The sequence below is a fragment of the Psychrobacillus sp. FSL K6-1464 genome (assembly GCF_038003145.1).
GTDB lineage: Bacteria > Bacillota > Bacilli > Bacillales_A > Planococcaceae > Psychrobacillus > Psychrobacillus psychrotolerans.
The window spans coordinates 2,383,129-2,404,612 of the sequence record NZ_JBBOOP010000001.1; the positions used below are offsets into that span (position 1 = coordinate 2,383,129).

A 21,484-nucleotide genomic window follows, 5' to 3' on the forward strand; every position below is an offset into this window, starting at 1 on the left:
AACAAATTTTGTACCTTATCTCGCTAAGAAGTATCCCTTCTCAAAATATGTACAAAATAAAAAATCCCCGCCCCTATAAAAGGGACGAGGACTAATTTCGCGGTACCACCCTGATTATTGCACAAAAACAGTGTGCAATCACTCAATTCGACTAACGGCTCTACACCGGCACACCTTTACAGCAATTGCTGGTCCCGGTGGCAGCTAACGGGGTGAACTTCTATATGCATTCTCTAGTTACACTTTCAGTCAAGGTGTAAAATCCCTTATGTCGAATTGGCATATATACTTTTCCCGATGACAGCTTTTATATATCATATTACATCTATTATACGGACTTTAGTATTTTTGTTCAAGTCTGATTTATTTTAAAGTAAGGCCATATAACAGAATACCAGTAGCTACTGCAACATTTAGTGATTCTGCTTGTCCCAATAGAGGAACGATAATATTTTGATCGGTTTGCTCGAGAAGCTCTTTGTTCATACCACTACCTTCATTTCCAACGATTAACGCAAACGCATCCACTTTTTTCACTTCATGAAAAGGAGTAGAATTTTCAAAAGCTGTGCCAAATACGGTTACTTTTCGTTCTTTCAACTTCTCAACCCAGTCAGGAAGATTTCCTTTAATAATTGGCAAATGAAAATGTGATCCTTGTGCTGACCGTAACGTTTTTGAATTGTAGGCATCTGCAGATCCTTTTCCAAGAATAACAGCATCAATCCCAGCAGCATCTGCAGTCCGAATCATTGTACCGATGTTCCCTGGATCCTGCACAGCATCTATTAACAATAGACGACTCCAGTTATCATGCTCTTCTTCCTTCACAGTTTGTTGCTTACAATGTGCAAATATACCTTGTGTATGCTCTGTTTCCGCAAGTTCTTTCTTAATCACATCATTTATTTCGACAATTTCTAAATTGTCTACATCCCAATTGTTAGGAATTTCACTATTATCACTGATCATGATTGTTAACACATTTTCTTTTTGTTTTATCGCTTCTTCAATTAGGTGATAACCTTCTATTAGAAATTCGCCACTTTTATCTCGCTCTTTGCGTACGCTTAATAATTTTTTCCAATGCTTTACTAGCGTATTTTGGGGTGATTCAATTCGTTTCATCTATATGTAACCGCCTTTTTTATATAAGTGTAACAAAATCATGTATAACTGGCGAGAGTTTGGGGAAGATAATTGCGAGGAGTGATGAAAATGGATTTTCAAATTAGAGAAGCGATAACTGCTAATATGAAAGGTCACACTGCATCTGACATTCGCGGTGTAGTAGAAGATGCTATCCAAAAAGGCGAAGAACATTTACTACCTGGACTTGGTGTATTTTTTGAGAAATGGTGGAACATGACAGACGAATCTAACAAACAATCTGTATTAAACGAATTGGCAACTGCATTTGCAAAATGAATGAAATTCCGTGGAGCTAAAAAATCTTCGCGGAATTTTTGTTTAGTCAAAATATTTTTAAAATTAAATAAAACGCTTACAACACTATTACATTAGTTTTTAAAGCCAATATGCAATATATTAATTTACTTTTATATCCATATAATACAATTTCCTTAGTTTACCTTTTCATTATTAATGATTATAATCATTTTATTGGAATCCTTCTAAATATTCTAATAAATATATCATTCTATTAAAGAGGCGAATAAAGTGAGTACATCTATTGAAAATATTTTACCTGAACTAAAAAAAGTTTTAAAAGAAGACCAGGTTTCAATCAATCTAACCGTAAGAGAATTACATAGCAAAGATGAGTCGTATCATGAGATATGTCTTCCTGACATAGTTGTATTTCCGAAAAACACGAATGAAGTTAGTGAAATTATGAAACTAGCCAATCATTATCAGATTCCCGTCGTCCCTTTTGGACGTGGTTCCAGTTTAGAAGGTCATATAATTCCGTATGATAACGGAATTACAATTGACTTCTCTTTAATGGATAAAATATTAGAGGTGCGAGAAAATGATTTACTAGTAAAGGTACAACCTGGGGTGACACGTTCACAATTAAACAAAGAACTAAAAAAGTATGGACTGTTCTTCTCCGTAGACCCTGGAGCAGATGCAACACTCGGTGGAATGGCTGCTACTAATGCAAGTGGGACTACAACTGTTAAATATGGTGTCATGCGTGATCAAGTTCGTGATTTAGAAGTTGTCCTTGCAGATGGAACTGTTATACACACGGGAAGTTTAGCGGCAAAATCAGCATCTGGGTTCCACTTAAACGGACTATTTGTTGGCTCGGAAGGGACACTAGGTTGTTTTACTGAGTTAACACTAAGAGTATATGGTATACCTGAATTTACTACTGCAGCTCGAGCAGTATTCCCTTCTGTTCAAAGCGCGGTAGAAGCCGTCACTTCTATTTTACAGACTGGAATTCCAATAGCACGCGTAGAATTAGTCGACGAAGAATCGATTCGCCAAGTAAATCGTTTTAGCGAAACGAATTATGTAGAAAGCCCAACCTTATTTTTAGAATTTGACGGAAATGAAGCAGGACTAAAACAAGATGTCGAGTTTACAAAAGAAATAATGGAAGACCATGGCTGCGTGGATATTCAATTTGAAACGGATAATACAGCACGGACAAAGCTTTGGGATGCTAGACATAACCTAGCTTATGCTTATATTCACGGGAATGTCGGCAAAAAGATGATGGTTACCGATGTGTGTGTTCCTATTTCGGAACTAGCTGATGCAGTCGTATATGCACGTAATGAATTAAGCTCGATTGGACTCATAGGCGGACTTACTGGGCATGTCGGAGATGGAAATTTCCACGCGATTCTGATGATTGACATGACTGATGCAGCGGAAGTTGCGAAGGCAGAATCTTTCAATGAAAAAATTGTTCATTATGCTTTGGAGCGTAACGGCACTTGTACAGGAGAACACGGGGTTGGTATTGGCAAACAAAAATACCAAGCTTTAGAGCACGGAGCAGCCTTACAGGTGATGGAAAAAATTAAAATAGCTCTCGATCCAAATAATATATTAAATCCCAAAAAAATCGTAAATATAGAAAGTTAGGTGTATAACATGAAATTGTTAGAGTCCATAAGTAATTTTGCAGGTAAGTATTTTGCTTTTCTCGTAATTATTGTTGCAGTTGTAGCATTTTTAATACCGGAAACATTTTTACCATTTGGAAAGTATATTACGATTTTACTAGGTATTGTTATGTTTGGGATGGGTTTGACTTTAAAGGCTGTCGATTTCAAATTAATCGCAACACACCCTAAACCAGTAATATTCGGCGTAATTGCACAGTTTCTAATAATGCCAATTACCGCTTTTGCCATTGCATATTTGTTGAATTTGCCTAGTGAATTAGCAGCCGGACTAGTATTACTTGGTTCTGTACCCGGAGGGACTGCATCTAATGTAATGGTTTATTTGGCTAAAGGTAATGTTCCACTTTCTATAACGATGACATCCTTCTCCACGCTACTAGCTCCTTTACTAACACCAGCATTATTACTTTTATTTGCAGGACAGTGGATGCCAGTAAATGCAGTTGATATGTTTAGGTCCATAATACAAGTAATTATTGTTCCAATCATCCTTGGATTATTAGTGAAGAAGTTGTTCCCTACTGTTGTAGAGAAAAGTATAAACGTAGTACCCTTAATTTCAGTATTAGCAATTATCACGATTGTTTCTGCTGTTGTTGCAGGAAATGTAGATAATATTGCTTCTGCTGGGTTACTAGTATTTTTAGGAGTGTTCTTGCATAATGGAGCAGGCTTACTGCTAGGATATTATGCCGCAAAAATCATGGGATTATCGGAGTTAGATCGACGAGCAATTTCTATTGAGGTAGGCATGCAAAACTCTGGATTAGGAGTAGCACTTGCAACTGCTCATCTAGGACCACTTGCAGCATTACCAAGTGCATTAGGTGCTGTATGGCATAATATTTCTGGACCGATCTTAGCCACTTACTGGTCTAAACGTCCTGTGAAGGAAGAAGCAAAAGAGAACACTGTAAATTCTAGTGACAGCACAACAACAAAAGCCCAATTTGAATAAACTTCATTATTTTGAGTAGAGTGCAGGCCACTCTACTTTTTTATTGGACTGGCCGACTTGTATTGCCTAAACAAGATAATTCGATAGTGAAATGAAGCATAAAAAAATTGTCTTAATCGTCGACATAATCGACAACTAAGACATTTTTTATGTAATAAAGAGTGATTCAGCGTCTCCCGAATCACTCTTCCTATGTAGTGATGAAGCTATCCATCTTGATAAGCAGCATCACGGAAATATTTATACTTACAAATGAATAGACAAACCCTGCCTTCTCCATTTGGTGAAACCTTTTTAAGCCATAACCGATGCAAGTACTGCTTTTTGTGCATGCAAGCGATTTTCTGCTTGTTGGAAAATATAAGAATTAGGACCATCAATTACAGAGCTCGCAACCTCTTCCTCACGATGAGCAGGTAAGCAATGCAAAAACATATAATCGTCTTTTGCATTTGACACTAATGCATCATTAATCTGGAAGTCTTTAAAATCAGCTAGTCTTTTTACCGTTTCATCTTCTTGACCCATCGAAGTCCAGACATCTGTATATACAACATCCGCATTAACTGCTGCTTCAATTGGATCATTCGATACGAACAGCGACCCACCATTTTCTAAAGCAATTGCCTTAGCTTTTTCTAGTATTTGCTCATTAGCTTCATAGCCAACTGGTGTTGCTACCGCAATATGCATTCCCATATTGGCAGCTGCTATCACAAGTGAATGTGCGACATTGTTTCCATCCCCTATATATGCAAGCTTCAAGCCAGCGGTATATCCTTTCACTTCATGAATCGTTAAGATATCTGCAAGCGCCTGGCACGGGTGAAAAATATCTGTTAATCCATTAATTACAGGAATACTAGCATGCTCGGCAAGTTCTTTAACCATCTCATGTGAATTTGCACGGATCATGATTCCCTCTAAATAACCAGATAATACGTGCCCTGTATCATATACAGATTCGCCACGCCCAATCTGTAAATCGCGTGCATTCATGAACATACCATTACCACCTAGCTGCTTCATGCCTACTTCAAAGGAGATTCTTGTACGGGTTGAATGTTTTTCAAAAATCATCCCTAAAGTTTTACCTTCCAATAAAGGAGGACATTTACCAGCCTTCGTCAACATCTTCAAGTCAACTGCTAACTGGATTAGGTCCGTTATTTCCTCCTTAGAGTAATCTAAAAGTGTTAATAGGTCTTTCCCCTTTAAACTATCCACTACTTTTAAATTCACCCACTCAAGTAACTTCATTTATAAAAACTCCTTTTTCCGTATATTTATGTAATTTTTATTATATGTCTGAATAAATATAAAGTCAAGTGTATTTATATACATTAATTAAATTTAAATTCCTTCCTATTCTTTTCGCCTCTTTATGCTTCCCACTTCATGGTTTTACTTCATTTTCTGATTTTGGAAAATCTAATGAACACCTAAAAATATGTGGCAAGAGAAGAAGCGCATAACAATAAAAATAAAATAAAAAGGCTAAGTTAAAGGCTATGGTTGTTTTTTTGTGAAGCGACGTAGTTTGTGAGATGTTACACTTAAACTACGAAGCGGGGCAGTTTAATGAGATAACTAAAGGAGTGTTTTTTGTGGAAAATCAATATACATGTAATTTTGATATAGATAAATACAGAGACGTTAGAATTAAATCAAATGGTGATGGTCAAGAACTCGAATTCACATTTATGGTTCCATTCGTTTCAATTCCTCATTTCTTCGAGGTGCTTTTACAGCTATGGACTGGAAAAGTGAACAAAACTAAAATAGACGGTTACGGTTTTGCAGTGACATATTATTTAACGGTGGAGGAGAAAAACCTATGTGTTGAACGCCTTACTTCTAGCGAAGATGGTCGTAAACCTATTTTTCGTAATTATAAATTTGATTTTGAGAGATTTGCTAAAGAATTAGATAAAGGATTCTCTGAATATCTCCAAGAACAAAGGAATAAAGGATTATTTCCCCTTGAAGTTGAAGAATACTCTCACCACTTATCGAAGGAAGTAATTGAAAGCTATGAAGAATTCTCGACCATCATCAACGAGAGTGAATTGAGCATGATTAGGCCAGTGGAAGCGGAGAAAGGTAATACTTTGTTAGATGAATCCCTTGCGTTTTTCCTTTTAAACTCCGAAAAGGAAGGTATAGAATTTCTCCTAAAAAACGATTACAAAAAAGTAAATGGTTTAGGTTATTTTGTTGTATCATTCCACGGAGAAGGATTAGAAGAAACAGTGTTACAAACTGTATTTGAAGATGTGGAAGATGCCGTAAATTGTATGGAGTTACTGGTGCAAAGCTTAGATAATGGTTATGGTAGAGATATAATAGGTATTTAAAAGAGGATTTTAAATCAACCTTTACCTTTAACATAGCCAATAAAAAAGGGAATCGCGTGAGCGGTTCCCCTTTTTTATTTAAACCCATAGTTAATAAAAACCCAAAAATATCTCTTTACAAAATAGAATGGAATTTTATTATTTCTATTCTTTCACACTTGTCGGTGTAGCTTCTTTTACAATAATGATACCATCATATGCCTCATTTGGCGTCATTTCTATTGTGTAAAACATCTTTAAAAATTTATACCACATGCGGAAATCATCGCCGATGTTTGCCATCTTTTGCTCCTTCGAAACTATCTCCTCTAAATCACCGGACTCACTTGCCCTTTCAAAATCCACGTAAAAAATATTTGATTCCACCTCTTTGAAAGCATCTACTAAATCATTGTGATTTTTCACTTTATAATTTTTACGATCTCCAGAGCTGCTATTTTTTGACTGAAAGTTGCTCTCTATAAAATCCGTACCAATTGCAAAATACTCATCCCCGTATAACTCATCTAAATAATTGCCCATCGATTTGTAGCCGGCTAATGACGCAGAAGTTTTTTCTATATGTCCATTATGACCGTTAAAAAATACTTTCTCGTTACCTCTGGCTGCTTCAAATTGCATAATCCATTGCATATTGTCCTTCAAATACTCATCTCGCAGCTGCATATAATCTTTATCATTTAAGAACAATTGCGTACGCTGCTTCATGATTTGTGCGTATTGTAGGGCAAAAGTGTACATTTCCTTTGTTGATTTTCCCACATAAGCTGCTTCATTCGATTGTAAATCTAGAATTATCTCATCTATTGTTTGCTTGGTCTCGTTTAACTGTTCCGTAGTTAACTCACGCATTTTCTCATTCGAGACATGTTCAAGTTTTAATTCATAATTTTTAAATGCATCTTGGTTTACTGTTTTGTAGTATTTAAGCACTCCTTCTTTACTGTAGTTATAGCGCTGCATGTCATTTCCATAAAAGTAAACCTTCTCTTGCTCGTTAACTGAAGCGTTATAATCATGCAGCCATTGAACAAGTTCGACCATTTGCTCTGTTTGATAAATACCATAGTCTAGCGTATTTACTGCCTCTTCGGCGGTCCCATTTCCATGTAAAATGAATTCGTTTATTTGCTGCCCGCCTCCAAAGTCGCCTTCTATAACAAATACGCGGACGTTTTCAAGTTTAATTAGCGTTTTAAATACATCTTTTTTCAGTTCTTGAAATTCCACATTCCCATGTGTTGCCTCTCCTAAACCGATCAGCTTAACATGATCCGGGATATCCATAGCATCCACTGTTGAAATATATGATTCTGCATTATCAACCGCTTTGCCACTGCTACATCCTGCCAAAAAAATAGAAAGCAAGATAGCAGCACATACTATATAGCTCTTATTCAACATTATTATCATCCCCTTAAACTGCTTTCCTTTGAAAATATAAATACCCTCCGACAAAAAATAAGATAAAACTTCCGCCTACAACGGTTAATAATTGTACCCAAGGAACGAAAAAGGTATCGCCCGTGTCTCCCCCGATATACATCATTAAAAATGGCTGTGCCCACGGATAGAAAGAACTAAAACGCTCAGAGTTTACGACAAGTATAGTAGGCAATGTAAGAATCACATTAATGGCAAATGGCGCTGCAAAGCTCTTGAACAGTATGGACATCCATAACTGTAAAGCAATTAATGGTAAAGTCGCTACCCATCCTCCAACTAAGCTTTTCCAAACAATCACCATTGGGAAAGGATCAGTGAATCCCTTTATCATTCCGACTATGTATAAAGCGACAAAAAATAATACTTGCATAACTAGGACTAGCACTATTAACAATACATACTTCGCGATGAATACCCTTCCTCTTGTCACAGGTAATGCCAGTAGCTGTTTCCACCCACCTGCCTGATGTTCGTATCTACAAATAGCACTTGCTAAAACTCCTGTTATCAAAGGTAAAAATAGTAAAGCATAGGTTAAATTCATAGATAGCAAAGACAAATACCACTCATTGATTTCAAAATCCTCATTAGAAAATCTGCTTGTGAATCCAAGGAATATACCTATAATCGGTACAGTCAAGATGATGAACATAATCTTTGAATGTCGAAACTTAAACCATTCCGATTGTAAAATCGATACCATTTATTTCACATCCCTTCTCGTAAAGTCGAGCATTCCAACAATATACAATAGTGTGCCTACTCCGATTCCAAGCATGACATTGATCAATGGTTCATCCCACTCGTTCATTAAAGAAGGCCACTTCCAAATCATCCAATCAGGTAATATAAAAGCAGAGTACGCAAATATGACACCTAATACCCCTGTCGTAATCGGAATTCCCTGATTTTGGCTCACAGAGGAAATCCAGAGCTGTAATGCAAGTACAGGCAACGCTGCTAAGTATGGATAGAAGCTATACTTTAATAACTCCAAGTAAGGTATTTGATCTCCTAAGTTTAATAGAATGCCATAGCCTAAAGAAAATACCCCTAACAGAAGCGAAGATACAAATAACAAGCTACCAAGTACCATGAATTTCGATAAATACACACTCATTTTGGAAACAGGCAATGAAATCAGCTGCTTCCATGCGTTCGTTTCATTTTCTATACTTACCATAAATGAAGTTAAAATCGCAATTCCCAAAACCAGTGCTAATGGGGTAAAGGAATGTACATATTCTAAAAAATATCCCCAATCATCATCACTCTGGTTTAGCAAATAATCCTTTCGAACTCCGTAGTTGACCATCTGCAGCGCAATAACTCCGAAGGGACCTAAAAATGATAGGAACCATAGTCCTTTTCGTTTAATTTTCAAAAAATCTGCCCGTAAGAGGTTACCGATCATATGACCTTCTCCCTTGTGGTCATTTGAAGGAAAGTATCTTCCAATGATCTTTTTTCCTCTTCTACACGGTAAATAGAGTAGCCTTCATGTACAAGAGTATGGATCGCCTTAGCAACTTTTTCATCGGAATGCTCAGACAATAAAATAATACCGTCCTCCCAATCTGCTTTTATACCGTTGCCTAGTAGTGAACGCCACGCTTGCTCACTGTCACTAACCTTTAATAAAACCTTTTGTTGGGCATACATGCGCAAACTTTCGATGGAATCCTGATAAATCAATTTCCCTTTCGTAACGATTCCAACTGTCGTCGCCATTTGGTCGATTTCTGATAATAAATGACTGGAGATTAAAATGGTCATTCCAGTTTCCGCAGGCAGAAGTTTGATTAGATTACGAATTTCTATAATGCCTGATGGATCTAGTCCGTTAGTTGGCTCATCTAGGATTAGTAACTCTGGACTGTTTAATAGGGAAGCGGCAATCCCTAATCGCTGCTTCATTCCTAGGGAAAATCCTTTTACCTTTTTATTTGCAACCTCAGTCAATCGAACTATTTCTAATACCTCATGGATTCTCGCTTTAGGAACGCCTAGTATTTTTCTTAATGCCTCTAAATTTTCAAACGCAGTTAAATGCGGATAATAGGACGGGTTCTCTACTAGGGAGCCCACTCTTTTTAAAATATTTATTTTTTCTTTATTTAAATCCTTTTCAAAGATTTGAATCGTTCCAGACGAAGCTTTCATCAGGCCTAAGAGCATACGAATGGTTGTTGTCTTCCCCGCTCCATTAGGCCCTAAAAATCCGTATATTTCTCCTTTACGTATTTTCATATCCAGCCCTATCACGGCACTTTCCTTCCCAAAACGTTTGGATAGATTGGTTGTCTGTACTACATATTCCATTTCCCTCACCTCATTATCTATGTTAGAGATAGAATGTTAAAACTAGGTAAGGGGTAAGTTTAAATTTTGTTTAAAACCGGGTAAAAAAACGCCCGGCCATTTAAGATCTAAACCTGTTTCTATTGTTTCCGAAGCGCTTTGGACAGACTTATTGCTTATATGATTACCGTTTGATTTTTTAAAGAGGCTTTCTTAGTCGTAGAGGAAGCTCTCGAAGATACAATTTCGTTCGCTCTTTCGCTTCTATATTCAGGGAGCACTTACTATTTCTCTTTAATTCCACTAGATAAGGGAAAATCCGCTTTCTTCCTCCCTCCTTGCAGAATAGTATCCCTAATTAAAAAGACGATTTTATCCTGACATAATTCGGACTACTCTTATCATCTAAGCGAGAGGCTATGATCAATTATGGTGCAGTACTACTCACTTAATTGATTAGAGTGAAATGTGAGGACTCCAGTGGGAACAGCGCGAGCTGAAAGCCCCGCAGGAAAGACATTGATCAAAATTTGTTTGATCAATGTCTTTGCGACGAGTAACCGCAGGAGCATATGTTTTCGTAGTGACGAGGAGATTGAAGCCGTGCCCACGGAAAGCGTTCACATGTAACGGAAATCATTAGTATTATTCATTTATAATTCAGTGTTCAAGCTTTATTTTTATATACTTTCTTATCTTTTAAAAAAAGGTGTACTTGAAAGGCCCCCCCTTTCAAATACACCTTCACTTGTATTTCTTTATTTTGATAGTTGTTCCCTTTTCACCGGATTCAATATCCCAATCCAGCTTCATGCCCTTGACCATCATATCAACAATGGACAAGCCGATACCTGCTCCCGCTTCGTTGGATGCATTTTTCATTCCATTTCCTCTGTCTAAAATGACGATCGCATCATAGAGATTGGTAGATTCTGTTTTGACACAAATATATCCGCCTTTTTTTGCATGGCGAAGCACATTTTGCAATAAGTTATCTACTATGCTTCCTAACCAAATCGGGTCAACCTCCCATTTGTTTTGCTCAAATGGAACCAGATGGACTTCCACTTCAAATCCTTCCTTTTCGAAGACGGGGTACCATAAAGCTAAACTTTCTCGGATGTAGCGAATAACGTCCATTTCCTGTGATTCAAATTTATATTTACTAGCCATGAGCAATGTATACGACATCAAGTTTTCCATTAGCCTGTCAATATTCACAACAGAAGCTTCCAATGACTTAATCGCTTTTTGACCATCCTCTGATAAAGTCTCTTTAGCAATAGAATAGGTTTGCGCCCTCACCTTCGTTAAAGGGGTACGCAAATCATGAGAAAGATTAGCAATTAGCTCTCGACGTAGCTGTTCCTCCTGCTGTTCTCGCTGTTTACTTTCCCTCAGCTCACATACCATTTGATTGAACGTTTTTTCAAGCTGTCCAATTTCGTCCTTCTTTTTCACCGCAATCTCGATCGGTAGCCCATCCACGTCCCGTATTTCCATGGCCTCCTGCAAGTGTAATAAACGCTTTCTAATACTACGAAAGAATAAAAAGGAAACGAATATAAATAGGAAAATGATAAAAACAATACCAAACACGAAAATGATTCCATATCGATCATAAATATGTGCTAGCGGCGGATCAAACTCGGACCTCTGCATCTCCAGTACAACGAAACCATTGCTTTCTTCTTGCCCGACAAACGCAATAACCGTAAATGGGTCTCCCCCATAATGCTCTTTTATAAATTTAGCTGTATATGCAGATGACCACTTGGCCGGCAGCTGCTCCATCACGTCTTCTTGGTTAGCGAGTGTCCCTTGACCGTCCACCCAGAACATCGATGCTTTTGGATGCTGCTGTTTCCAATTGTCAAAATGCTGTTGAATAGAATCACTTGTAACGTTTTGCAAAGCGTTTGCTTCCTGATGCCATTTCCCCTCAATTTCACTTTCATCTAGCATATCTTGCATTTGGATTGGATCCTCTCCATTTTTCGAAATACCAAACACAAATAACGCGATAATTAAGTAGGAAATTTGAACAATGAAAAGAGCTAATAAAATAAGGAACATATACTTTGCTAATAATGATTGGAAAAAACGCTTCATATTTTTACCCTATACCCGATTCCACGAATCGTTTCAATGATAGTTGGTTTTGCTGGGTTCCTTTCAATTCTCTCTCGTAAATAACGAATATGCACCATCAACGTCTTATCTCCCTCGATATAACGCTCTCCCCATACTCCCTCATACAACTGCTCTTTCGTTAGTATTTGATTTAAATGACGAACGAAAAACTGCAAAAGTTGATACTGCTTACCCGTTAATTGAATTTCCTCATTCGTCTCTTGATCAGCAATTCTCATATCTTTTGTATAAACCATCAAATGCTGAAGCTTTAATACATCATCATTCTTTTGGTATCTCCGTAATAATACCTCTACACGTGCTGCAAGTTCATCCGGATGAAACGGTTTCGTTAAATAATCATCTGCAAAGTTTAGACCCTCTATTTTATCTTCCACCGCAGTCCGCGCAGAAAGCATTAAAATAGGCAGGTCTCCCTTTTCTTTTTTCATACGTCTTCCATTAGAGAAGCCATCTAACCCAGGAATCATTACATCTAAAATAGCCATATCCACTTGTGAAATATACTTTTCCGCATCCTCCCCAGATTTCAGCCATGTCACCTCATAGCCTCTCTCCGTTAAATCCTTTCTCACCCAGCTCCCTATATCAATTTCGTCTTCTATGTAAAGAATATGTACCATTTTCATCCTCCTTAGTTTTGACTGTGATTGGCTCGTCGGTTATTTATCACCATAGTGGCGCGCAAAATTTATAAAATTGGACTTACGATACACTCAATTTAAAAGGCATTCTCAAATTAGAGAATGCCTTTTATAAAATATAGTCATAATTCTCTAACCCCTATTCTAGGATTAATATCATTTACTATAATAGCTATATCCCACTCCTCCTCGCAAGATATGTAGGTTATCTCTTTTAAATGCGCTCCAGTATTGGTTTAAATTACCATAACTATAACATATATTTTATTTGAATTGAAAGTTTATTTTCATTACTATTTCCTTTATACACTATCAATTACGTGTCAATCGATATACTCCAAGATTTTCTTTATTAATTCACTAATTTAACAGTTGAATAAATGTCTTATTTTAATTCACATCTAATAATTCAGTTCTTTTAGACACGCAAAAAACCTTCCGACATTGTCAGAAGGTTTTTTGCATTTTGTCCTAAAATTTTGCGAATCAGCCTTACCCTATAAACACCTACATTTAATCGAAAGTTATTTTGTTTACTGCATCGCGATCTAATTTTTTTATAACTTCAACGATTAGTTTCACTGTGTTTTCATAATCATCTCTATGCAAGATCCCTGCATGAGAGTGTATATAGCGAGTAGCAACTCCAATCGCTAGAGAAGGAACACCATTTACAGAAATATGCATAGAACCTGCATCAGTTCCTCCACCTGGTATCGTTTCAAATTGATAAGGTATATTATGCTCATCTGCAGTATCCGTTACGAAATCACGTAACCCTTTGTGGGAAACCATGGATGCATCAAACAATACGATTTGAGGACCTTCTCCCATTTTGCTTGTCGATTCTTTTGCCGTAATTCCAGGAGTGTCTCCAGCTACACCTACATCTACTGCAAAGCCGATATCTGGTTTAATTTTGTTTGTAGTTGTTTTCGCTCCTCGAAGGCCAACCTCTTCTTGGACATTTCCTACTCCATAAACGATGTTTGGATGTTTTTCATCTTTCAGTGCTTTTAATACATCGATTGCAATTGCACAGCCAATACGATTATCCCAAGCTTTTGCTAAAAGAAGTTTTTCGTTGTTCATGACTGAAAACTCAAAATAAGGAACTACCATATCTCCTGGTAATACGCCCCATTCCATTGCTTCTTCTTTAGAAGATGCACCTATATCAATGAACATATCTTTTACGTCAGCTGCTTTTTTACGAGCTTCTGGAGATAGTATATGAGGAGGTTTTGAGCCAATAATACCAGTAATTGTATCCCCTTTACGCGTCACAGTTGTTACTCGTTGTGCTAGCATAACTTGAGACCACCAACCACCAACTGTTTGGAAACTCAAGAATCCTTTGTCATCAATCTTGGAGATCATAAATCCTACTTCATCTAAATGTCCTGCTACCATTATCTTAGGACCATTCGGATCTCCAACTTTTTCTGCAATAAGACTGCCTAAATTATCGTATTCAATTTTATCTGCGAAAGGCGCGATATATTTTTCCATCACTTCTCTTGGTTCACGCTCATTACCAGGAATTCCTTTTGCATCTGTTAAATCTTTTAACATCGTTAATGTTTCATCTAGCTTCGGCATTATTTCGACCTCCTAAATATATGTACCATTTAATTATATTCTAAATTAATGGCATTTTCAAAATTTAAAACACCTCAGTCAGCTCCTGCTCCACCACCGCCACCACTATCTCCTCCCCCTCCGGACGAATCTCCTCCAGAAAATCCGCCATCAGAAGAGGACGTCGAATCTTTGGTCCACCACCAAGACTTTCTAACATAGTCTATAGGATCTGTACTTGCGAGTAACACTGTAGCAAGGGGAATAGTGAGTTTCTCAACTGGAATAGCAATATTCTTTCTGCCTAGTAAATAAGCTCTAACTAGCCATTTTTCTTGTTCGATTTCATTCAAATTAGTTGGTATGCCATTCTTTAACTCTTTTCTATAGGATCGTACTGCATCCTTTGCTCGCACAGCATTCATCGAAAGAATATACTTTGGTAATACCAGGTATAACATGGTAAACAATAGCAGTAACCCAATGATTGAATTGACTGCATCTTCATTGCCAATGGATAGGGAAAAGAAAAACAACAGTACAGTATATATACTGAAAAATAATGTGGAACGTTTTTTTATCCATAGTATGACTAAGAAAATAATCGTAAATACTCCAATACAAGCAATGGCTAAATTGCTTTGTACATTAGCGTAATATGCCAACATAGTAATCATTGAAACTATTAGTGTAGCTAAAGTGATAATTAGCAATGGAATTCTACTATTAATAGCTCCCGCCTCTTCTAGCTCTTTTTCTACTAAATGATGCCACTCTGCTTGTTTCTTTTTAAAGTTCTTTACTTTAGTATGAAAGTATTTTGAGTTCTTATTATCCCTCGCGGCCCCTGCAGCATCATGTAAATGAAATGCCCACTTCCTAGATCCACTTCTAGTGACAAAAAGCCAACTAATCATTTGTTTTTCAAATATAGCAGTTGCTGTTTCCCCTTTTGTAAGCCTGAAATCTAGCGTTTCTTCAGGAGCTTTTGGATCATCTTTAAAACGAAGAGCAGACTTTGCTAGTTTTACCTTAACTGCCCCTTTTTCTACTAATGAAAAAAGACCTGCAAGGAAAGCTTTTGGGTGGGTTTTCCCGCATTTTTCTATAAAAAATAAATATAATACATCTGTACTTAAAACTTCATCGCTACTTCCTCTTCTCCAGAAATGTCTTTGTGGTAAGAATAAGAGAAAGCTCACAATAATGATTAGAATTGCAAACGCCACTTTCGGTATGAAGGAGAAAAGTTTATCCATGTAGGAGATTCTTTTATTCCACTTTATTTGTTCATCTATTTCATATGTCAATGCGTCTTTGTAAGATATCGATGCTTTAGATTTTTCGGTTAGCGAAATCAGGTCAGCTGGAAATATTAAACTAGTTTTCGTTTCAGTATAGGCTCTTGACATATGACTATAAAACCGAATCCCAAAAGTATTTTTTTCCGTTAACCCTTTTACTTTATTATACAAAACACCTTCAAACTTATTCGTTTCAACTGTTTCCGGTAAAATATAATCAATCGTTATATTAAAGTAATCCTGATCGTGTGCCTCTCCATCTTCAAAGTAAACAACATCCAGCTCATTATAATTGTCGTAAGCAGTGACAGCATTTTTAAGTGTATAGGCATACAAAAATGATACTTGTTGATCACGAAGATCTATTCCCGAATAGAATGTTCCCTTTTCTTGAGTCACTTCCAAGGGTGTCATCAAAGACTGTTCTATAAACCCAGGTTCCAAGTTTACTTGACCAAGCTTATACGCATAAAATTCCTCTACGTTTTTTCCGTGATCTTCAGGGAAAGAACGACGTAAATTAAAAAATGCCCCTTTAAAATTGTATGTAAAAACTTCATTTACTAAAAGATCTCCGTTTGGTTGAATCCAAGATTTTATATGTACTCTTTCAATGGCATAGGACTTTGCTTCCGCTACTAATCCAAAAGAGAGCGAGATTAATACTAATATAATAGAAACAAGAAACCTTTTCATCAATTACACCACCATTCCATGACATGTTGCTATTTTACGGTTTGTCTGTGAAAAGGTTTCAACTAATATTAATAACCGTTTTTTTGTCGTTCATAATTCATTTCATTTTTTGCAATATAAGCCTGTAATACATCCGCACTACTAAAACCTAATTTTCCAGCAATTGCTCCGTACATCATCCACACTTTTTCGTAGTGAATTTTCGTTGGTTCTTCCAAAAATATCAGAATAGATTTATTGGTACCTATGAAAAGGGCAGTTAAATCACCCTCAATATCCTCAAGTGGCCACTCCTCTAAATCTTCTAGCTCTTTCTCTATACCAAGAGACAATATAAAGTGAATCGAATCGACATATTCCTCTAATATAACACTACGTTCGGAAGGTCCTTTTTCACTCCAAAATTTAAAACATCTCGTTTCATTTGCTAATTCGGCAAGTTCCACAATTAGTGCCAGACCTTTTTTTATAAAAACATCCTCTTTCACTTGCTTGTTCGATTGAATATATTGATCTAAAGCACGCTGCATCGTAAAAAGTTTATGTAAATTCATCATTTCCTCCAAATATTTTAATTTATTTTGAAACCAAACTACCTCTTCTATCGTATAGCAAGTACAATGTATTTTACAAGGAGGACATTTGAGATGTTCTATATCTTAAGATTGTTTATATTGGCACTGATTATATACGTTTTTTATAAAATCCTTCGCTATCTATTTGACCCTATGCGTAAACTAGATGAAGCATATGAGAAGGAACAATATTATTTTTATGATGAGGTAAAAAATGTTCGTAAAAACTTCTTTATCACATATAAAGGTGCCCTATTTGAAGGTGAAAAATATTTAGGTACGACTGACCAAGCATTCGAAGTCGTTTCTATTTTCATATGGACTAAGGATCCCGCTAAACTCCAAGGTTTGACGAAAGATGACTTACGTTTTTTACAAAATGAAATTAAGATGAATTATCCAGATGCCAAAATCAACTGGAAAAGCCCTATCGAGCAATTAATGCAAGATGAATAGAAATATAAAAAAGTCGGTTGAGAAATTTCAACTGACTTTTTTTGTTTAAGCGATAATCGGTAGATTTATAATAATTGTTCCTACACGGATGTGTGCTTGCCCCTACGCAAGTGCCTTCAGGGTATGACTTGTATGACTTACCTCTGTGGAAATTCTATAACTCCTTTGCAGAATCATCAGTCCCCCCTTAGATAACTGACAATTCCAAAAACTAATTGACGTATGTATCCATGAATATTACTATAAAGAGGAACCTAGTGTTCATTCCTGATTTCTAAGGAGGATTAAAAGATAATGATACTGTTTTTACAAAATTACTTTCAAAATTAATAAATTCCCCGAGAGTATTGTGTTTACAATGTTACTTTGCCATTTGCAATACTACATTTGAGGGAGTTTTAAAAATGAATGATAAAATAATAAATAATACGGATAAAACAAATCTGCAATTGCTTTTAGACAATGCAATTGAATTGCGTGAAGAAGGACGCGCTAAGCAAGACCAAGATATTCTGAAAGAAGCACGTACTCTACTTTTAGAAATGGTCGCTACCTATCCAGATCACGCTGAAGTCAACTATCAGACGGGCATTGTTCATGATAACTCTGGATATTCGAAGGAAGCTATCCCCTATTATGTAAGGGCTCTCGAGCTAGGTCTCACAAAACAAGATCTTCAAAGATGTTTACTAGGTCTTGGCAGTACCTACCGAGCTTTGGGGTACTATCCAGAAGCAATTGAAACTTTAGGACGAGGTGTGACAGAGTTTCCCGAACATCGCGGACTACAAATTTTTTACTCAATGGCTCTATACAATTCCAAAAACTATAAACAAGCAATGGAAATTGCTTTGACTAACTTGATGGAAACAACGTCTGATGAAAATCTTCAATACTTCAAAAGAGGAATTTCCTACTATGCTCAACACCTTGACGAAACCTGGTGATAATTGAAAATTATTAAGCCAGAGATTCTAATTTGATTCGAATTCGTTCTCTTTTAAGATTGTTAAATAACCTATTTTAATGCAATTAAAACGCAGTAATTCGTGAATGAATTCCTGCGTTTATTTATTTATAAAAAGTTTTTTATAAGAGGTGTTTTCGATTTTGTAATAGTCAATGCTCGTGGTCCTCTACTTGTTCCTTCATGACGCTTAAGATTGTGAAGCTTTCAACGGGGGGATCTTGCTGACACCCTTCCAGTGTATAGGTGAATAATTGCTGTCCCTCCTCTGATACTAGCTCCGCACAGGTTATGTTCACTTTAGCAGGGTTGTCTCCCCGATCCTTATTTTTTGAACGATCAATTTCCAAATCGAATAAAGATCCGTCGAAAGTTAAATTGTACAATGTTGGGTCTCCTTCTAGCGTATAATTGGTAATCCTTACGGAGGCCCCTTCTTTCGCTTCGATGTTGTCCAAGAATCGTTCAAAGCGCGGGAAATTGTAAACAGGTCCATGCATATTAATGACATCGCCGTTTTTAACCGCTGTTTCGCTATCATAGGAACAAGCGGATAGTATACATGTTCCGAGAAACAGTAGTAGATACAAAAGTTTTCGCATTTTAATCCTCCCATGGTATCCATGATATATCACCTTCAATGTATGCGCTAAACCATGAATCTATCCCGTAGCAATGCATAAAAAACATTTCAGAAGACTTTTTTATGTTACCTTCCGCAAATGTCATATACTGTTCACAGACAAAATAGCATCATTCTATGCTTCTTTGGTACTATTGGTATCATCGTCTGCTTATTCACGCTATAAAAACCGCCATGAACCCTGGCGTGGGTATGTGGTATATAGGGACCTATGTACAAGCTTTGCCTTTGCTATCTTCTTTCTATTATTCTTATTAACAAAAATTGGATGGAATCCGAGATATTGCTGGTGCATTTTGAAGGTGGGTGGATGCAGTTGGAATCCCCCTGTTTTTTTCGATGGCAATTTGAACTTGAAGGAATTTGTAGACGAGGAGAACGATTGAAGGCTTTGATTGAAAATTTTTTTACCGAAGTGCCTCCAACCTAATTTCAACAGAATAAGAGTTAATCCTTTCATTAACTCCAAAATAAAAAAACGCTCAAAACCTTTATAAATTGCTCGTTTTGAGTGTTCTTAATGCTAGTCTATTTTCGTTAATGAAATGTCAAATAAAATACGTTACTTATTCAACGGCATATGGATTGGTTCAATAGTGTATGGTTCTTTAACCAGTTCAAGTAAAGTATCATTCTCTTTCTTCTTATATATATTAACAATTGGCGTGATGGTTAGAAATGTTGCTTCCTCATGGAAGTTTGTAGTAGTTAATCTAGGATAGCTATGACGAGTCTTCGGGAAATCTGTGCTATGGCCTATATCTCTATAGTGAATAGTGTTGTATTTATTTCCTAAGTTATCTAACACAGTGTATTCAATTTGCACAAGACGAAGTTCTTCCTCTTCTTCTGCTATTAATCGTATGTCAACGCCTTCTGAAAAGTAAAGTGTTGTAGAAATAGGTGTTTCTGTCATTTTTGTTACTAAGATTTCAATACCTTCATCTTCCGTTATAATACTACCACCAGTGAATTTTTTTGTTTCACTTTCAAGTGCATTTAATGTGAATTGGAATGACCAGTCCCCTAGAAAAGCATTGTTAACATTTTTTAAATCTTTGATTGTGTCACCTTGCCAGGTAATATGAACCTCGTCAGGTTTGGGACCTTTGATTAGTTCGTGTATATATACTACTGCATATTCGTTTTCACTTAGCTTTTCTACTATATAATTTTCAGCATATCCACCATGCTCATACTTGTCTCCAAATTCAGCAGCAACCAAATTCCCCTCTAAAACTGGTCTATCACCTAAATCATGTTCACTTTTTATCGTATAAGCTATCGTAATATTTTCCCCATCGTATACCGCATCTGTTACGGTTAGATCAATCCCATTACTTTCTTTGGATATCCCAATATCAGTGGAATATGTATCATATTTTTCAAATACATACTCCTCGTCATTATTAAATAATTTAAATATATCTCCCATAATAGGAAGATTTGCGGCAATGGTAGGAAATGCAAAACTAAAAGTGATACTTGAAGCAATTAAAAGGGCAGCTGCTACAGATAAGTTTCTTGAAGTATGTCTTTTCTTTTTACCTTTCATTAAACTCTTTTTAATCCTTTCCATTTCGAGATCACTTACTTCCATCGGTTCGATATCCGTTTCAATATTTAGGTTATTAAATTGTTTATATAATTTTTTCAAGTCAATATACCTCCCAAACGAATTTGTTGTAATCTTTTTTTTCCACGATATATTCGATTATCAACAGACGCCTTTGTTAAACCAAGGTGCTGGGAAATTTCTTCATTTTTCATATTTAAAAAGAATTTCATCGTAAAAATATCACGGTCTAGTGGTTCTAACTGCGTCATCATTTTTAATAAATCTTGTGTTGATGACCTTACCAAAAATTCATCTTCAGCAGATTTCACTGAGTTCTTCATTTCGTTATCTTCTGTAGCAATTTCAGTTTTCATCAGTTTTCTTTGTTTATCAATTGCTTTAAATTTAGCAATTGTACAAATCCATCTTCTGAAGTCTTCCTTATCACCTTCAAATTGTTTGGAATTATCATAGACACCTAAAAATGTATCATTTATACACTCTTCCACCGACTGAGGATCGTTGTAGGATTTGAGGGAATTGTAGATAGTTGCTTTTACAATGCCGATATATTCCTCCATTACATACTCAAGTGCATCTTCTCTCTGTTTTTTAAGATGTTTTATAAAATTTTCACTTGTAATTTTCATACGACAACTCCTACTTTGATTGTAAAGGCCCTTACACTTAATACATCGTTTTAAATTGGATATATTCTCATATTAACCAAAAAA

20 protein-coding genes and 1 other annotated feature are annotated in these 21,484 nt (G+C 36.3%); of the genes, 6 read left to right on the forward strand and 14 right to left on the reverse strand.

All coding sequences use genetic code 11. The features are described 5' to 3' along the window. Window positions 1-77 precede the first annotated feature (77 nt). Window positions 78-311, reverse strand: a binding site (T-box leader). Between the two features lie 52 nt (window positions 312-363). Further along, complete coding sequence (locus MKX39_RS12050) at window positions 364-1,128, reverse strand: TrmH family RNA methyltransferase (RefSeq protein ID WP_093536932.1); 765 nt, start codon at window positions 1,126-1,128, stop codon at window positions 364-366. Window positions 1,129-1,218: 90 nt separating this feature from the next. Here MKX39_RS12050 and sspI point away from each other — a divergent pair, with 90 nt between their 5' ends. The 3 genes from sspI to MKX39_RS12065 all read left to right on the forward strand — a co-directional run bounded on the left by sspI (window position 1,219) and on the right by MKX39_RS12065 (window position 4,068). Then, entirely contained in the window at window positions 1,219-1,428 is a 210-nt protein-coding gene (sspI, locus tag MKX39_RS12055) for a small acid-soluble spore protein SspI (RefSeq protein WP_093536931.1), read from the forward strand. Window positions 1,429-1,680: 252 nt separating this feature from the next. Beyond that, window positions 1,681-3,066 carry an FAD-binding oxidoreductase gene (locus MKX39_RS12060; RefSeq protein ID WP_340769693.1) on the forward strand — a complete coding sequence of 462 codons (1,386 nt, stop codon included), beginning with the start codon at window positions 1,681-1,683 and terminating at the stop codon, window positions 3,064-3,066. 9 nt (window positions 3,067-3,075) lie between these two features. After that, window positions 3,076-4,068: a bile acid:sodium symporter family protein gene (locus tag MKX39_RS12065; protein ID WP_093536929.1), complete on the forward strand. Its 993-nt coding sequence runs from the start codon at window positions 3,076-3,078 to the stop codon at window positions 4,066-4,068. 294 nt (window positions 4,069-4,362) lie between these two features. On the opposite strand, the gene argF is transcribed toward MKX39_RS12065, so the two are convergent. After that, on the reverse strand, window positions 4,363-5,328 hold the full coding sequence (argF, locus tag MKX39_RS12070) for an ornithine carbamoyltransferase (RefSeq protein WP_340769694.1): 966 nt from the start codon (window positions 5,326-5,328) through the stop codon (window positions 4,363-4,365). A 347-nt stretch (window positions 5,329-5,675) separates the two neighbouring features. On the opposite strand from argF, the gene MKX39_RS12075 reads away from it, so the two are divergent. Further along, window positions 5,676-6,425: a hypothetical protein gene (locus tag MKX39_RS12075; protein WP_340769695.1), complete on the forward strand. Its 750-nt coding sequence runs from the start codon at window positions 5,676-5,678 to the stop codon at window positions 6,423-6,425. A gap of 144 nt (window positions 6,426-6,569) precedes the next feature. Here MKX39_RS12075 and MKX39_RS12080 read toward each other — a convergent pair whose 3' ends face one another. The 9 genes from MKX39_RS12080 to MKX39_RS12120 all read right to left on the reverse strand — a co-directional run bounded on the left by MKX39_RS12080 (window position 6,570) and on the right by MKX39_RS12120 (window position 17,105). Beyond that, a complete protein-coding gene (locus tag MKX39_RS12080) occupies window positions 6,570-7,829 on the reverse strand; it encodes an erythromycin esterase family protein (RefSeq protein ID WP_340769696.1) in 1,260 nt (419 codons plus the stop codon). A gap of 13 nt (window positions 7,830-7,842) precedes the next feature. Continuing rightward, window positions 7,843-8,574, reverse strand: a complete 732-nt coding sequence (locus MKX39_RS12085) for an ABC transporter permease (RefSeq protein WP_340769697.1) — start codon at window positions 8,572-8,574, stop codon at window positions 7,843-7,845. Continuing rightward, a complete protein-coding gene (locus tag MKX39_RS12090; RefSeq protein ID WP_340769698.1) occupies window positions 8,575-9,285 on the reverse strand; it encodes an ABC transporter permease in 711 nt (236 codons plus the stop codon). Continuing rightward, entirely contained in the window at window positions 9,282-10,193 is a 912-nt protein-coding gene (locus MKX39_RS12095) for an ABC transporter ATP-binding protein (protein ID WP_340769699.1), read from the reverse strand. The genes MKX39_RS12090 and MKX39_RS12095 overlap by 4 nt, the downstream gene beginning before the upstream one ends. Window positions 10,194-10,916: 723 nt before the next feature. Further along, a complete protein-coding gene (locus tag MKX39_RS12100; protein WP_340769700.1) occupies window positions 10,917-12,284 on the reverse strand; it encodes a HAMP domain-containing sensor histidine kinase in 1,368 nt (455 codons plus the stop codon). Then, window positions 12,281-12,949, reverse strand: a complete 669-nt coding sequence (locus MKX39_RS12105) for a response regulator transcription factor (RefSeq protein WP_340769701.1) — start codon at window positions 12,947-12,949, stop codon at window positions 12,281-12,283. Before MKX39_RS12105 ends, MKX39_RS12100 begins: the two co-directional genes overlap by 4 nt. Window positions 12,950-13,483: 534 nt before the next feature. Continuing rightward, window positions 13,484-14,572: a M42 family metallopeptidase gene (locus MKX39_RS12110; RefSeq protein ID WP_340769702.1), complete on the reverse strand. Its 1,089-nt coding sequence runs from the start codon at window positions 14,570-14,572 to the stop codon at window positions 13,484-13,486. Between the two features lie 74 nt (window positions 14,573-14,646). Then, window positions 14,647-16,551: a DUF2207 domain-containing protein gene (locus MKX39_RS12115; RefSeq protein WP_340769703.1), complete on the reverse strand. Its 1,905-nt coding sequence runs from the start codon at window positions 16,549-16,551 to the stop codon at window positions 14,647-14,649. Window positions 16,552-16,619: 68 nt separating this feature from the next. Then, window positions 16,620-17,105: a dUTP diphosphatase gene (locus tag MKX39_RS12120; RefSeq protein WP_340771434.1), complete on the reverse strand. Its 486-nt coding sequence runs from the start codon at window positions 17,103-17,105 to the stop codon at window positions 16,620-16,622. Window positions 17,106-17,198: 93 nt separating this feature from the next. On the opposite strand from MKX39_RS12120, the gene MKX39_RS12125 reads away from it, so the two are divergent. After that, window positions 17,199-17,582 (forward strand): sigma-w pathway protein ysdB, encoded by a 384-nt coding sequence (locus tag MKX39_RS12125; protein WP_093536918.1) that lies wholly within the window; start codon window positions 17,199-17,201, stop codon window positions 17,580-17,582. A 404-nt stretch (window positions 17,583-17,986) separates the two neighbouring features. Continuing rightward, on the forward strand, window positions 17,987-18,529 hold the full coding sequence (locus MKX39_RS12130) for a tetratricopeptide repeat protein (protein WP_340769704.1): 543 nt from the start codon (window positions 17,987-17,989) through the stop codon (window positions 18,527-18,529). A gap of 172 nt (window positions 18,530-18,701) precedes the next feature. Here the strand turns inward: MKX39_RS12130 and MKX39_RS12135 are convergent, their stop codons facing one another. The 3 genes from MKX39_RS12135 to MKX39_RS12145 all read right to left on the reverse strand — a co-directional run bounded on the left by MKX39_RS12135 (window position 18,702) and on the right by MKX39_RS12145 (window position 21,400). Continuing rightward, window positions 18,702-19,151, reverse strand: coding sequence for a DUF4362 domain-containing protein (locus MKX39_RS12135; protein WP_093536917.1), 450 nt, complete (start codon window positions 19,149-19,151; stop codon window positions 18,702-18,704). 603 nt (window positions 19,152-19,754) lie between these two features. Beyond that, on the reverse strand, window positions 19,755-20,849 hold the full coding sequence (locus MKX39_RS12140) for a DUF4179 domain-containing protein (RefSeq protein ID WP_340769705.1): 1,095 nt from the start codon (window positions 20,847-20,849) through the stop codon (window positions 19,755-19,757). After that, entirely contained in the window at window positions 20,846-21,400 is a 555-nt protein-coding gene (locus MKX39_RS12145; RefSeq protein ID WP_340769706.1) for a sigma-70 family RNA polymerase sigma factor, read from the reverse strand. The genes MKX39_RS12140 and MKX39_RS12145 overlap by 4 nt, the downstream gene beginning before the upstream one ends. Window positions 21,401-21,484 lie beyond the last annotated feature (84 nt).